At 36.8% G+C, this 15208-nt stretch carries 13 protein-coding genes; 4 read left to right on the forward strand and 9 right to left on the reverse strand.

Annotation, left to right across the window (positions count from 1 at the left end; genetic code table 11):
• Positions 1-10 precede the first annotated feature (10 nt).
• Both DEU39_RS09430 and DEU39_RS09435 read right to left on the reverse strand, forming a co-directional pair.
• Entirely contained in the window at positions 11-445 is a 435-nt protein-coding gene (locus tag DEU39_RS09430) for a hypothetical protein (protein WP_062671990.1), read from the reverse strand.
• A 48-nt stretch (positions 446-493) separates the two neighbouring features.
• Positions 494-2431, reverse strand: coding sequence for an SPFH domain-containing protein (locus DEU39_RS09435; protein WP_120231742.1), 1938 nt, complete (start codon positions 2429-2431; stop codon positions 494-496).
• Positions 2432-2873: 442 nt separating this feature from the next.
• Between DEU39_RS09435 and DEU39_RS09440 the strand changes: the two genes are divergently transcribed.
• Positions 2874-3311, forward strand: a complete 438-nt coding sequence (locus DEU39_RS09440) for a hypothetical protein (RefSeq protein ID WP_120231743.1) — start codon at positions 2874-2876, stop codon at positions 3309-3311.
• A gap of 135 nt (positions 3312-3446) precedes the next feature.
• On the opposite strand, the gene DEU39_RS09445 is transcribed toward DEU39_RS09440, so the two are convergent.
• Entirely contained in the window at positions 3447-4247 is an 801-nt protein-coding gene (locus DEU39_RS09445; RefSeq protein ID WP_120231744.1) for a patatin-like phospholipase family protein, read from the reverse strand.
• Positions 4248-4524: 277 nt separating this feature from the next.
• On the opposite strand from DEU39_RS09445, the gene chrA reads away from it, so the two are divergent.
• The gene (gene chrA, locus DEU39_RS09450) at positions 4525-5649 is read left to right on the forward strand and encodes a chromate efflux transporter (protein WP_120231745.1); all 1125 of its coding nucleotides are present in this window, start codon (positions 4525-4527) and stop codon (positions 5647-5649) included.
• A gap of 150 nt (positions 5650-5799) precedes the next feature.
• On the opposite strand, the gene lpdA is transcribed toward chrA, so the two are convergent.
• Complete coding sequence (gene lpdA / locus DEU39_RS09455; protein ID WP_120231746.1) at positions 5800-7188, reverse strand: dihydrolipoyl dehydrogenase; 1389 nt, start codon at positions 7186-7188, stop codon at positions 5800-5802.
• Between the two features lie 228 nt (positions 7189-7416).
• Entirely contained in the window at positions 7417-7680 is a 264-nt protein-coding gene (locus DEU39_RS09460; RefSeq protein ID WP_228432475.1) for a hypothetical protein, read from the reverse strand.
• Between the two features lie 188 nt (positions 7681-7868).
• Between DEU39_RS09460 and DEU39_RS09465 the strand changes: the two genes are divergently transcribed.
• On the forward strand, positions 7869-8255 hold the full coding sequence (locus DEU39_RS09465; protein ID WP_062672001.1) for a hypothetical protein: 387 nt from the start codon (positions 7869-7871) through the stop codon (positions 8253-8255).
• Between the two features lie 125 nt (positions 8256-8380).
• On the forward strand, positions 8381-9268 hold the full coding sequence (locus DEU39_RS09470) for a hypothetical protein (protein WP_062672003.1): 888 nt from the start codon (positions 8381-8383) through the stop codon (positions 9266-9268).
• Positions 9269-9321: 53 nt separating this feature from the next.
• Here DEU39_RS09470 and DEU39_RS09475 read toward each other — a convergent pair whose 3' ends face one another.
• The 4 genes from DEU39_RS09475 to DEU39_RS09490 all read right to left on the reverse strand — a co-directional run bounded on the left by DEU39_RS09475 (position 9322) and on the right by DEU39_RS09490 (position 15198).
• Complete coding sequence (locus tag DEU39_RS09475) at positions 9322-11985, reverse strand: beta-glucosidase (RefSeq protein ID WP_120231747.1); 2664 nt, start codon at positions 11983-11985, stop codon at positions 9322-9324.
• A complete protein-coding gene (locus DEU39_RS09480) occupies positions 11985-13427 on the reverse strand; it encodes an alpha-L-fucosidase (RefSeq protein WP_120231748.1) in 1443 nt (480 codons plus the stop codon). The genes DEU39_RS09475 and DEU39_RS09480 overlap by 1 nt, the downstream gene beginning before the upstream one ends.
• A gap of 50 nt (positions 13428-13477) precedes the next feature.
• Positions 13478-14377, reverse strand: coding sequence for a TIGR01777 family oxidoreductase (locus DEU39_RS09485; protein ID WP_120231749.1), 900 nt, complete (start codon positions 14375-14377; stop codon positions 13478-13480).
• Positions 14378-14493: 116 nt separating this feature from the next.
• On the reverse strand, positions 14494-15198 hold the full coding sequence (locus DEU39_RS09490; RefSeq protein ID WP_120231750.1) for a YqjF family protein: 705 nt from the start codon (positions 15196-15198) through the stop codon (positions 14494-14496).
• Between the last annotated feature and the right edge of the window lie 10 nt (positions 15199-15208).

Below are 15208 nucleotides of genomic sequence, written 5' to 3' on the forward strand. Positions count from 1 at the left end.
GGGCGATTTTTTAGTTTTTAATGATATATCCTACAGGTGCTGTAAATTTTAAAATCTCATACTTTTTATAGTGGATCCAGAATTTATTCTTGTTATTAAAATCCTGATTCATGTAAAGTGTATCTTTTTGAGGCATAAGCACAACATAAATATCTTTATCAACAACTCTCATTTTCTCGCTTACAAGATGAATATCCGACAATTCTCTTTTTGAAAAAAGTGAATTTTTCTGTTCTATTTTTGAAGCATTTATATTTTTTACAAGTTCATTTTTAACCATATGATTGCGTACTGTAATCATTAAAAAAAATAAAATCAAGCTGATAAGCATACCCAAAAAGGCCCAAGAACTTTTTTTCACAATTTCACAATAGATTTCAATAATAGAGAAAACAAAAAAACTAATAATCAGTAATGTTATAATGAGCTGAACGATATAAATCATTTTAAAAATTCAAAATTTGAGTTAAGTTTAAATTATTTGTCAATTGAGTTAAGAATTGTTATCAGGCTTTTCTTCAGAAGTAGAAACAGTCTCTCCATTTTTCTTCTGAACCTGTTCCAACAGCTGAAGTCCTAAAAGCCCGCTGATTCCTCCATTCGCAGAATCTCCGCTTCCTCCGATTAACACTTCAGGCATTATTCTTACATTCTGATTCGCTATATTTTCCATGATTTTTAATTGGGTAAAATTATTGCCGCCCATTGCTTCCACAGACAGTTTGTAAGATTCTGCATTAGATTTACCGATAGCCAGAATTTTTTCTGCTTCAGCATTACCGGTCAACGAAATCTGCTCAGCACTTGCTTTGGCCAGCAACTCTATTTTTTCTGCTTCGGCTTTTGCGAGAAGTCTAGTTTTCTCAGCTTCTCCGGTTGCCAGCAGTTTCAATCGGTCTCCTTCCGCGTTTGCCTGCAGTCTTACAGAATTGGCGTCTCCGGTTGCTTTTTTCACCGATGCATCTGCAATCCTTTCTGCAATCACAACACCCTGATCTGCTTTTACAATTTCTTTCTGCATATCTGCAACAGCTGTTTCTTTTTCCAGCGCCTGACGGGTTTCCTGAGCCAGCATTTCAGTTTCATAAGTTATTTTCTGCTCTTCCGCCAGTTTTCTGTCTGTTAGAGTTTTCATTAAACTTTCCGGTGGAACAATAGCTCCAATCAAAGTATCAACAGCATTCACGTTATATTGTTCCAAAACACTGCTGATGTGGTCTTTTGCCGACTGTTGTCTTTCTTTTCGTGTCCCTAAAAATGCAATCACATCACTGTCCTGCGCTGAGTTTCTGAAATAATTCCCAATCGTAGGCTCTAAAACCTGACTTACAAGATTGATCATATTCCCGAAACGGGCAATTACTTTTGGAGCTTCATAAGTTGGAATATGAATGATCTGGGAAACATCAAGATTAAAAGGGAAACCGTCTTTACTTCGAACGGTAATCGTTGAAAGATTTTTATCAAGTTGATGAGATTCGCTTCTTTCATACGCCCAGTTCAAAACTAAGTTGGTGGTAGGAACAAGCTCAACCTTCATAATATAAGGATTAATAGGATATTTTCCCGGACCAATGGGTTCTGCCCATACACCTTTATGGCCTTTCTCTACGATATTTCCATGTTTAAAATCGACTCCGCTGAGGTCTTTTCCTTCTTCACCTACATAGCTGATGATTACTCCGACATGACCGATCGGAATTTCCGTCATTTTTACCATTTCAACTTTTGTAAACCAGGGATTCAGAAAATAGGAACCAGCCAGGATTACCTGCTCCTGAAGGCCTTTATATCCTCCGTTACTTAAAAAAGTGTCCACATCCTGGAACTTATTATGATCATTGATAATTTTACCGGCAATCTGACCTTCTTCTAAAGGACTTCCTTCCATTGTTGTGATAATTCCCACCGCATTGTCAGGAATTTGAGTCATCTCCATTAATTCTACTTCAAATAATAATGTATTGATCCTATATGATCCCGGTGCAATAATCGCAGTCTGGCGGCCTTTTCTTCCTCCGTTTTTTAAAAAGGCTTCAGCATCCTGAAAAGAATCGCAGTCTACTTTTCTGGCTAAGATCCTTCCCGTTTCCAGTTCTATACCGTCTTTTGCCAACAGTAACCCTATTTTACCCGTCGGAATCACTGTAAAAGATTGAAAATCGATAGAATACTGCCAGATCCATTTTCCAAAATATACTCCCGGAGCCAATGTCTGAGCCTGAAAACCTGCTTCTCCGTTGGTGGCAATAATTCTGCCTTCCGGAAGTTCCTGTTTTCCTACCAACACAAATTTTTTGGTCACCAAACCGATTTTGTCCTGGGGAACAATAATCAATCCAAAGAAAATTCTTAAAATGAATTTGTAAAAAAGTACGCACAAAAGCGCCATTACGGCCGGAATCATCCAGCCATGAAAACCTAATTCCATAGTTTGTTTTTGTTTTTTAGTTAAATTTTAAAACGGGGATTGCGCTCTGATTCTTCAGAATACGAAAAAACAGAGTACGAATTATGTGATAATTCTTTCGAAAAAATTAAGAAATTACAGGAGGAGATGTATTAAAAATCGTGAAGATGATTTCTGATACTTTTAATAGAAAAAACTTAAAGTTAATTAGTTTCATTTTGATAATAAAGGAACGAGATCCTTTGATGATACAAATGTACATAAGAAAAGTATTCAGTTGTTTCAGAATTTGATACTATTTCGCCAACAAAATAGTAATCAACTGAAAATCAACAATATTATTTTCAATAACCCATAAATAAAAGTCCTAAGAACTTCTTTTTCAGAACGATACCCGGTCTATTTAACGAAAATTGGCTCTATATTTGATAGAGTCTGAAATGTTAACCAATAACCACTCAATATGATAAAGCATATTTTATTAGGGACTTTCTGCTTAGCTCAGTTTTCTTTTGTTCATGCTAAAGAAGTTCCCGCTCCGAAGACAGACGGTTTTATAACTTCTTCTGCCCTTCAGCAGGTACCGAAAACTGTTATTATTAAAACCAAAAAGTTCAAGATTAGAATCGACAAACAACCGAATGGCAAGTACCTTTACCAGTCGTGGAATGCCAACGCAAAGATTACGGCAAAACCAAGCATGATCATCAGTGACGGAGAGTTGATTCCTGATGGTACAGGAGGCAACTATTATATCAACTTCAATAATGAGGGGCACAGTTATCAGATCTGGAGAAATTATCTTACAGATTCTCCGAAAAAAGCACCTTATACATTAGTTGTAAATGATGCGGATGACCGTGAAATCGTTCGCCAGGACGGATATGTCGTGAAAAATTAGAATTATAAAAGAAGGAGGCTGAAAGAATGAGGCTGAAAAGTTGTTATAGTCTGCCTATAACTTCTCTTTTAGAACCCAAGATTGTTTTCCTTTCTTATAAAATAAAAGTCCTGTATTGATTAATGCAGGATTTTTTTATGTTCCGGATTGTTTTAATTCTGTGAAAAAAGTGCTTTCTTCATAGCTTTCTTTTGCTGCTTTGTAACCGATATTGAAAATCTCTTCCAGTCTGTCTTTTCTCCGTTCGAAAGTTCCGTAGGAAGATAATTTTTGGGAAGAAATGAACCAGTCGCAGTAATCAAATTTTATTTTTTCGATTCTGTAGGACAGAAGGTCGTAAGAGCGGGAAACAATAGCTTTAATAGAGTTTAGATCCTTAATCTTTGCTTCATTGGGTGGAGATACAAATACACCGATCAGCTTATCACAGTCTTCTCTGATGATATCTGCCGGAAAGTTATTCAGTACTCCTCCATCACAATACATTTCATCACCGATGATATAAGGAGTGGTAATTCCCGGAATAGAGCATGAAGCAATAATGGCATCAACAATCTCAAAGTCTTTATCAAAAATCTTCTGGGTTCCAGCAACAAGCTCTGTGGCTACAATTTTCACCTCGATATCAAGATCTCCCAATTTCATATCATGGAAAATAGGTTTCAGATAGTTTCTGAAGATCACTGAAGAAACCAAGCCCGGCTGATTGAAGGTAAAGTGCTTCCAGTTGAAAAAATAGACGGAATTGAAAAATTCCAGGATTTCTTCCGGAGTTTTTCCTATAGCATGCAGACATCCTACAATAGAACCTGCGCTACAGCAGGAAAGGATATCGACTTCAATTCTTTTTTCCTGTAAGAATTTTAATACTCCTGCATGAGCGATTCCTTTGGTACCGCCTCCTGATAAAACAAGTCCTACTCTCTCAAAATTCATTGAATAAATGTAAGAAAACAGGCTGAAATAATTAAGTTAATTTTTATAAATATGCTGATTTTAAAATTATTTTAAGAAAAATCATTAAAATCACATCAAAATTCAATCAAAATAATTTTAACTCCTTAAGCAGCATGTCCTTCTATCTGCTATTAAAACCCATACTTTTCAAAATTAATGTAAAAATGATCATTCAGATATTAAAATATATACTGTAGTTTTTTACTTTTATCAAATCAATTTTTAAGAATGAGCCTTGTAAAACAAATCATTTAAAGTGAACAATAATAATGACTTAAAAGACCTTGCCAAATTATTTCTGAAGCTGGGAATCATTGGATTTGGAGGCCCTGCAGCCCATATTGCAATGATGCAAAAAGAAGTGGTAGCTGAAAAGAAGTGGCTGACAGATCAGGAATTTCTGGATCTTATTGGAGCTACCAATCTTATTCCTGGTCCTAACAGTACTGAAATGGCAATACATATAGGACGTGAAAGAGCGGGCTGGAAAGGGCTGATAGTGGCCGGTTTTTGTTTTATATTTCCTGCGGTTATTATTACCGGTATTTTTGCATGGCTATACAAAGAATATGGCCAGCTTCCTGAAGTATCTCCTTTTATTTATGGAATAAAACCTGCCATTATAGCGATTATAATAGGTGCTGCCTTCCCCTTGGCAAAAAAATCAGTAAAAACTTTCCCATTAGCAGCTGTGGGAGGAATTGTTCTCCTATGTTCTTTTTTTAAAATCAATGAGATAGTATTAATGTTCGGAGCCGGACTTTTAATATTGATAATAGAGTATCAAAGAAATAAAAAACTCAACAATTTTATTTTTATTAGCCCACTTCAGTTTTTACTATCCGATGCTTCTTCTCTGCTTAATTTAAAATTATTCTGGATCTTTCTGAAAATCGGAGCCATATTATACGGAAGCGGATATGTTTTATTCGCCTTTCTGGATACAGAGCTTGTTTCAAGAGGGATTATTACCCGTCAGGAACTTATAGATGCAGTCGCCGTAGGCCAGTTTACTCCGGGGCCTGTGTTTTCTTCGGTGACATTTATCGGATATCAGATCAATGGACTTTCGGGGGCTTTGGTATCTACTTTAGCCATATTCCTTCCTTCTTTTATATTTGTTGCTTTATCTGGTCCTTTCGTAAATAAAATGAGAAATTCTGCAACATTTTCTTCTTTTCTTAACGGTGTAAATGTGGCTTCTGTAGCTCTCATTCTGTCTGTATGCATCACGATGGGAATTGACAGCATTACCGACTGGAAAACAACTCTTATCGCCTGTATAAGTATAGCTGTTGTATTCGGATTAAAAAAAATAAATAGTGCTTTTGTAGTTATTGGAGGAGCGTTACTGGGTTATTTATTATATTTTCTAACGTGAATATGGAATAAACAGTAAACATTTTCCATAAAAAAACCACCTCAATACATGCGCAGGGATAATTATAATTACTAAAAAACCGGAAAAACTATTGTTTCTCCGGTCTCCTTATTATTTAATTGATGTCAATCGATGACAGCCAATACTATATTAAATGTGAATTACCTCACCATAAGCAGCAGCAGCAGCTTCCATAATCGCTTCAGAAACTGTTGGATGCGGGTGGATAGACTTGATGATCTCGTGACCTGTAGTCTCTAGTTTTCTGGCTACAACAGCTTCAGCAACCATATCAGTTACTCCTTCACCGATCATGTGGCATCCTAACCACTCACCATATTTAGCATCAAAAATCACTTTGATAAATCCGTCTGTGTTTCCGTTTGCAGTAGCTTTACCACTTGCAGAAAGAGGGAATTTACCTACTTTGATTTCGTATCCTTTTTCTTTAGCCTGCTTTTCAGTAAGACCTACAGATGCTACTTCAGGGTGGCAGTAAGTACATCCAGGGATATTGCCATAGTCGATTTTCTCAACGTGCATTCCTTTGATTTTCTCAACACAAGTGATCCCTTCTGCAGAAGCCACGTGAGCCAATGCCTGAGTTGGGATGATATCACCGATCGCATAGTAACCAGGTACTGAAGTTTCATACCATTCGTTTACCAATACTCTTCCTTTGTCTGTCTGGATTCCTACTTCCTCTAATCCGATGTTCTCGATATTAGCAGCAATACCTACAGCAGATAATAAAATATCAGCTTCAAGGGTAATGTTTCCGTTAGCTGTTTTCACAGTAGCTTTTACTCCATCTCCGCTTGTATCAACACTTTCTACAGAAGCGTTTGTCATGATCTCAATTCCTGTCTTTTTAAGAGATTTCTCTAAGTGTTTAGAGATTTCTTCGTCTTCTACAGGGACGATGTTTGGCATGAATTCAACAACAGTTACTTTAGTTCCCATTGTGTTATAGAAATCTGCAAATTCTACCCCGATAGCTCCAGAACCTACAACGATCATAGATTTCGGCTGCTCAGGAAGAGATAATGCCTGTCTGTATCCGATTACTTTTTTACCATCCTGCGGTAAGTTTGGTAATTCTCTTGAACGAGCTCCTGTAGCGATAATAATGTGAGTACCTGTATATTCAGTTACTTTTCCTTCTTTATCTGTAACAGAAACTTTTTTACCTTTCTGTACTTTTGCAGTACCAAGAATTACGTCAATCTTATTCTTTTTCATCAAGAATTCGATTCCTTTGCTCATTTTGCTGGCAACACCACGGCTTCTCTGAATTACATTCGGGAATTCAAAGCTTGCCTCCACTTTATTCAAACCATAATCTTCAGCATGGTTGATATAATGAAAAACCTGAGCAGATTTCAATAAAGCTTTAGTTGGAATACATCCCCAGTTAAGGCAAATTCCTCCTAAATTTTCTTTCTCGATAATTGCGGTTTTGAAACCTAATTGCGCTGCTCTGATCGCAGTAACATATCCACCAGGACCACTTCCAATGACAATAATATCGTAATTCATTACTTTAAAAATTTTTATGCGAATTTAAGGAAAAATATTGGATGTTTCATGTTTCTTCAGACCGATCTTAAAATGCATCAATAAAGCCATTTTTATTCAATTCCAAATAAAGAAAGATAACACAAAACGCATTCTCTTTCAATAAATTTTCCTTTACATTGAAAACTTCTTAAATTCCAAAATATAAAAAACAGCTTTTTTTATTTTAATAACTGTAAAAATTCTGTATTATTTCGCCTGTCTAAGTAATCGCTTTTCAGTCGCATATCTTTGATTTAAGGCTTTCATCTGGTCTCTCTTCATCTGTTTGGTAGCAAGCGGATGATTAAGGATCAGCTTTTTCTCAAGATTGTATTTTTTAGTAAGCTCCTGCATTTTAATATTGACCAATTCGCTTTTTGAAGGGTGCGGGGGAACTGGTGGATGTTTCTGTGCAGAAACACTCATGGATAAACCTAATAACAGTACTGTTGAAATTAATAACTTTTTCATAATGCTCATATTTTTGAATGATTTCAATTAATTCAATATTATTAATGAAATTCATTCCGGTTCATGATAAATCTTGCATATATCATACCAAGATTTTCATAAGAAATAAAAAGGGGAATGTATTCATGGTTATTTATTAAAGGACGATCTATTTTTCATACATTTATTCATCTTTTAAATAAGCACTTATGAAGACTTTTCCAAAAAAAACTCATCTTACCAGAGACAATATCTGGCTGAAAGAACCGGAAGATCATGATTTTCCGGCAGCTCAGGACTATCTGGAATTGCTTTTTCAACCTGATGAAGTTGAAAAAATGGTTGAAAAATTAAAGGCTGCTCCTACTATTATAAAGAAGTCGAAAGACATTTTAAGAGCCAGTAAACTTACCTTGTTACCGGAAACCAATATTCATGTGAAAGAAAACCTTAAAAAAGTAGAGAAAAACAAAAAACTTTCCCCGATATTGCTTGTCAGAGGGCAAAATGAGCTGATCATTGCGGATGGTTATCATCGCCTGTGTTCCAGCTATTATCTTACTGAAGACTTGGAAGTCCCTTGCAGATTGATTTAATTAATTTTCAAAGAATAACTCCTATCACCAACGAGTGATTTTTATTAAAATCATCTTAAATATTCATTTCTGAGTGATTTTTAGCTACTTTTTTTTATATTTTTGTCTTAATTAAATTATACAATATGAAAAAATACATTTCGATTTTTTTATTGGCTGCTGTTCCCTTAACCGCACAAGTAGGTATTAATACAACAACACCTAACAGTACGCTTGCCGTAAACGGTTCTTTAAGGGCTGGTTACACTCAGATTACTGCTACAACGTATAATATTCTGGCTACTGATCATTATATTACTTATAATGGAACTGCGGATGCCACGTTTACTCTTCCCGTCATAGGAACAGGGACCACCAGTTTTACAGGAAGAATTTATAAGATCAAGAACATTTCAGCAAATGCTATTACACTGCAGGCTTCCAGTGGAAATACCTTAAGAATAGACAACACACCGGTGGCATCTTTTGTAATTCCTACAGGAGCATATGCTGAGGTAGTAAACAACAGCAATACTTCCGGAGGAACATGGGACCTGTCTTTCACAGTTCTGCCTAAACCAAGCAATGTAGAGATTTACGGTACACAGCTTTTCATTCCTCCTCATGCCCTTGGAACGGCGGCTCTTGCTGACTGGACCAATCACGCTAATGCAGGTTACGATTCAGGTACTGCAACAGACAGATGGTGGATCGTGAGTAAAACATCTGTGGACAGAGCCCAAACTGCTTCCTACTCCAATGCCAGCAGAATGACCCTTGTTTATGAATATCAGGGAACTCCTTTCAATGTTACCAATATGTATCCTATTCTTACTGCAGGAAACAACTCAAGTTTCCCGGATGTGTTTACAGCATCTTTTGTAAGTCTGGCCAATAATGGTACAGGTGGTAGAACCAGGCTTACTGTATCTGTTGCCCGTGTAGACTTTATCGGTACAAATGGTGCCACGACCAATAACAGTAACTGGGCAGGAACATTCCTACTGAACGTGCTGCTGGCAAGAAAGTATTAAATACCTTCAATATAATATGTAAAAAGAGCAGACTTTTCTGCTCTTTTTTATGGTTATAAAACTTCAATATTTTGTTTTAAAGGAAGGTTCTTCGATGAATTACCGATCATAATTCTGTACGTTCCCTTTTCTACAGTCCAGTCCATGTTTTCATTTAAAAACTGTAGTTGTTTTACCGGAACTTCTATAGTGACCGTTTTTGATTTTCCCGGTTGTAATTCGACTTTCTGAAAGCCTTTGAGCTCAATAATTGGTCTTGACACTGAAGCCAATACATCTCTTACATATAGCTGAACGACTTCACTCCCAGCTTTTGAACCTGTATTTTGTACTTTGACTTTAGCAATCACAGTGTCATTTTCTGAATACTGGGCTTTGCTCAATTGCAGGTCAGAAATTTCAAAAGAGGTATAACTGAGTCCGAAGCCAAACGGATATAGTGGTTCTCCACTCAGATCATAATAATCATTTCCTCTTCCTGTTGGATGGTGATTGTAAGTTAAAGGTAACTGCCCTTCCTGAACCGGAAAAGTGACCGGCAGTTTTCCGGATGGATTTTCAGCTCCGAAAAGCGTTTTTGCTACCGCATTTCCGCCTTCTTCTCCCGGATACCAAATGTCTAAGATGGCTCCTACTTTATCTTTCCACGCTGTTGTTTTTATGGCAGAGCCGCCTACCAGAAGAACTGTTACAGGTTTATTCAGTTTTGAAACCTCATGAATAAACGCTTCCTGATTTCCGGGCAAACTTAGCGATGATCTGTCCTGAAATTCTCCTTCATGAATTCCGGCCGTAACAAGAATATAGTCTGCTTTTTGGGCAAGATCTAAAGCTTCCTTAAAATCTTTCTGATAATCATATAAACCATAGTTCCAGATCAATTCTAAATTGGCTTCGCCGCGATTTTCATGAAATTCAATCTTAATATCATATTTTTTCCCTTTTATAAAATCTACATCCACTGTTTTTGTAGAATAGCTTAGCTTTTCCCATTGATCAATCACCAATTTCCCATCCAGGTATAATCTGAAGCCGTCATTTCCACGTAAGCCTATCTGATATTTTCCGGAATTGGGAGCTTCCAGTTTTCCGGTCCACCGGATACTATAATTATCCGGCTGCAATTTTTCCGGATCAGGAGAATACAAAGTCCATTTAAAATTGAACTGTTCATCCTGCTTTTCAAAGACCGGATTGCCTTTTAAATCCGTATTGGAAAAATAGTTTCCTTTTAATCCTTTTTTATTTTCGGAGGATAAATATTCATTTGAAATGGAGGTAAAGTCTTTTACATTCCAATCAATTCCTTTCGAATATATAACTTCAAGGTCTGTATTGTTCACATAGTTTTTAAGGCCATCCAGTATATTTATTTTTTTGTTTCCGGGCCCTGAATACCCTCCTAATCTTGCATCCACAGCATCTGTTCCCACTACAAGAATTTTTTTAACATTTCCAGGAATAGGAAGCGTATGATTATTATTCTGAAGCAAAACAAAAGACTCTGCAGCTGCTTTTTCTGCCAAAGATTTGTGATTGAGTTTTTTTAATTCTTCAATTTCCTTAACAGAAACATAGGGGTTTTCAAATAATCCAAGTTCAAATTTCGCTCTTAATACTCGTGAAACAGCATCATCAATTCTTTCTTTTGAGATTCTTCCATCCAAAAAAGGAGGAATAAACAGTTGATAATGTTTATATTCCGTCTGAAAAATCACATCAAGCCCGGCATTGATAGCCTGTGCAGAAGCATCATCATAATCTTTTGCTGTAAAATGGAGAACATTGGCTCCTCCTACCGCACTTGCATCACTGATAACAAAGCCTTTGAAATTCCAGTCTTTTTTTAGTTTTTCAGTCAATAACCAATGATTGGCGGTTGAAGGTCTTCCATCAAGCAAATTATAAGAAGTCATCACAGAACGGCTTTTTCCTTTTGTAAAAGTACTGTGAAAAGGAATTAAATGGGTTTCTTCCAGATATCTTTTGCTCCAATGAATAGGGTAAGAATCTCTTCCTCCTTCTCCTACATTCGCTAAAAAGTGTTTAGGTGTGGTAATAATTCCCATATTTTCAAATGAATTGACAAAGCTGGCTCCCATTACGGAGGTCAAAAATGGATCTTCACCATAGGTCTCTTCTGTTCTTCCCCATCTCACATCGCTGGAAAGGTTTACTACAGGGGTCAGAATCTGGCGGATTCCTCTCAATTTTGATTCTCTTGCAATGGCTGTTGACACATTGGTCATTAATTCCGGATTAAAAGTAGCTGCCAGACCTATTGCCTGCGGAAAAGCGGTAGCACCTTCCCGAACCAATCCGTGTAAGGCTTCATCAAAAGGAATGATGGGAATTCCCAATCTTGATTCTTCAACGAAATATTTTTGAATGGCATTGATCTTTCTCACCAATTTCTCTGCATCTTCGCTGGCATTGTATTTTAGCAGTTGTCCTGCTGCTCCGCCCCCCTGATTTCCTGCGCTCACCTGAAGTCCAAAAATCCCATGTGAATATTGTCCTTTCGGGACGTTATCCAAATCTCCGGGAATCATAAAACACTGCCAGAATTTTTCTTCTGGGGTCATTCTCTTCAACAGATCCTGAATTCTGGTTTCAATGGGCTGCTTGGGATCTTTATACAAAGGTTTTTGAGCAAAAGTAATCACAACATTCAACAATAATGCGGCTCCGGCAAGTTTAAAACAAATACATCTCATTATTGAACGATTTGAATTACAGTTGAATATTTTAATTGAGTTCTTTCTTTCGGCAAGTTAATTTCAATTGAATTCCCTGATTTTTTCCATTGAATTTTGTTTGATAAGCCTAAAACTTTCAAAGATTTCGGTTTAAAATGATCAGGAATGGTAAACCTTAATGTTGATGGAGACTCATAATTTGTCTTTTCATCCAAGTGAAAAATATTCAATGTCTTTCCATCTTTGCTTTGTGTATAATAAAAATTTCCGTCGTGATAAGGTGCAATACTTCTTGTTGCAAAAACCGCAGACTGATTTTTATCCATCCAGCCTGAAATTTGCTGTAACCTTTCATATACAATGGGATCGTAATCTCCGTTAGGTCCTGGTGCAATATTCATAAGGTAATTTCCACCTTTTGAAATGATTTTCACCAATGTTTCAATGATCTTCTGGGAGGTCTTATAGTTGTCATTGGGAACATAAGAAAAGGAATCTCCCATGGTGATGCAGCTTTCCCAGGGAATGGAAAGAGCATGTTCCGGAACTGCCTGCTCAGGAGTAACATAGTTTTCCCATTTTCCCGGAACGGTGCGGTCTACAATGATGATTCCCGGCTGATTTTTTCTAGCCATCGTGCCTATTTTGTCCATATTGATGTCCTGCTCTACTTTGATGGTACGCTGCCATTCTACTTTTGGATCTATGGTATGAAAAGGACGTACCCAGCCTCCATCCAGCCAGAGAATATCAACTTTCCCATAATTGGAAGTAATTTCGTTCAGCTGATTGAAGGTGAATTTTTTAAAACTCTCCCATCTTTCCGGATATTTTTTTGGATCATAGTTGACATTTCTGTCTTTGGGTGGAAAATAGGACCACCAATAATCATCGGAATGCCAGTCTGGTTTTGAAAAATAAGCTCCTATTTTAAATCCTTCTTTTCTGAAGGTATTGAAAATTTCTCTCGTCACATCAGATTTTGGATTTTTTGAAAAAGGGGTTTTAGGAGAAGTGACTTTATAATCTGACTGACGGGTATCAAACATGGCAAAACCATCATGATGCTTGGTGGTAAAAACCACATATTTCATTCCGGCCTTTTTTACTGCATCTGCCCATTTCTGAGGATTGAACTGGGTTGGATTAAAAGTTGTCTGAAGATTTTCATAATTCTTCACATATTCGTAGTAAGATTTCCCGTGTTCAGGTTTTCTCTGTGTCCATGATTCATCTTCCGGGCATAAGCTCCAACTTTCAACAATTCCCCACTGGCTGTAGGTTCCCCAATGCATAAACAGCCCGAATTTCATATCCTGCCACTGCTCCAGATTCTGGACAACCAACGGGTCTGTAGGCTTCTGATAACCTTCTGATACATTATGAGCTTGTGAAAAAGCGATTGAACTTATTAAAAAGGATGAAAGAAAAAAGGGTTTTATTTTGGATATAACCAGCATATGGAATAGTTTTCCGCTAATTTAATTATCCTTTGGGAAACCCACAAACATTAGGATTCCAGGAGATTAAGAATCGCTTCATCAAATGTAGAATATGAAAACTTAAATCCGTTTTTTATAAGTTTTTCCGGATAGACGTTTCTGCTTTTTAATAATAATTCCGTTTCTGTATTCAGGAATATGGAGGCTATTTCGAGCTGCCATACAGGAGCATTAAGTCCAAAAGGAATTCTTATTTTATTTCTCAGTTTTCTCATCATGCTTTGATTGGAAAGAGGGTTCGGAGCGGTTATATTTACTGTTCCCGAAAGATTCGCATTCTGAATAATACAGTTTACGGCTCTACAGAAATCATCAACATGAATCCAACTTACCATCTGATTTCCCCCTCCCTGTTTTCCTCCTAAACCCAGTTTTGTAATCATTTTCAGTTTGGGAAAAGCACCGCCCGTATTTCCCAGAACAATAGAAGTTCGGAGAGCAACTTTTCGTATTTCTTCATTTTTAACTGCAAAAAATTCGTTCTCCCAGCTTTTGCATATATTCATGGAAAAATCATCTCCTACAATTCCGTTTTCTTCTGTATTGAGGTGCTTTTCAGAATGAACGTAAATGGTTGCAGAACTGGCATTCAGCCATATTTTTGGCTTTTCAGAACATTCATCCACCGCTTTCTGTAATATTCCTGTGCTGTTGATTCTTGAAGAATAGATCTCCTGTTTATTTTTCTCATGATAGCGGCAATCCACAGATTTCCCTGTAAGGTTGACGAGAACATCTGCGCTTTCAAGGCTGGTTTTCCATTCACCTAATGTTTGAGCATCCCAATAGATTTCGTTTTTACGTTGAGGATTGCGGGTAAGGATGTAAACCTGATTTCCTTTTTCTGTAAAGTATTTTTCTAAGTTTTCGCCGAGAAATCCGGAGCCTCCGGCTATGATTATTTTCATGTTTTGAGATTTAATGTTTGGGGTTCAAAGTTTAAGGTTTATGGTTTGTCCACAGATTTCACTGATTGGCACAGATGATCCTGGATATAGAAAGATGTTCTTTACTCTTGTACTTTTTAATGAATGTATTTTTTGGTTTTGACCTGAATTTCTGAACCTTCGGCAAGCATTACAGAAAGAGGTTTCTGATGATTCAGGCATTCAAAATCATTTCCATAGATCTTTTGAAAATCTACTTCTAACTGATATTCTTTTACAGTATACCATTCCCATTTCGGATGACAGACTTCATATTCAGAAGTTGTGTTTTCTTTTTTGGTAAAGCCAAAATAATGTTCTGTGATGAATTCAAATTCTGAATTTTCTTCCATAGGTTTTGTTACATTTTCAGCCATAATCTGAATGGAGTGCCAGTTTTTATCCTTCCATGAATAGCGGATCAGCAGTTCATCCTCTCTTTTTTCCATTTGATTTTTCATGGGCATGGTATGATAATTTTCTTTGTAAATAGAATTGGCGACCATGCTTAATGCAGGTTTGGGGACAATTTCTTTAATAAACACCACTCCTCTTTTCCAGATTCCGTTTTCTTTTTTCTTTACATAAAACCTTAGATTCACTTCTTCAAAATTTCGGTGAAAAGGAATTGGCAGCCCCAGTAGTCTGGTATTTAAAAACATGAATCCTACCAGGCTTACATAACATTTGCTTTTATAAAAATCGAGTTCTGTTCCTTTTGGAAGATAGGGCTGCAAAATTTCAGGATTGATCTCGTAATTGATGATGGCCAGTTTTCGCCATTCTGCTTTTAAAAAGTTCATAACTCTGTTT

Origin of the sequence: Chryseobacterium sp. AG363 (assembly GCF_003610675.1) — a bacterium.
GTDB classification, from domain to species: Bacteria; Bacteroidota; Bacteroidia; order Flavobacteriales; family Weeksellaceae; genus Chryseobacterium; species Chryseobacterium cucumeris.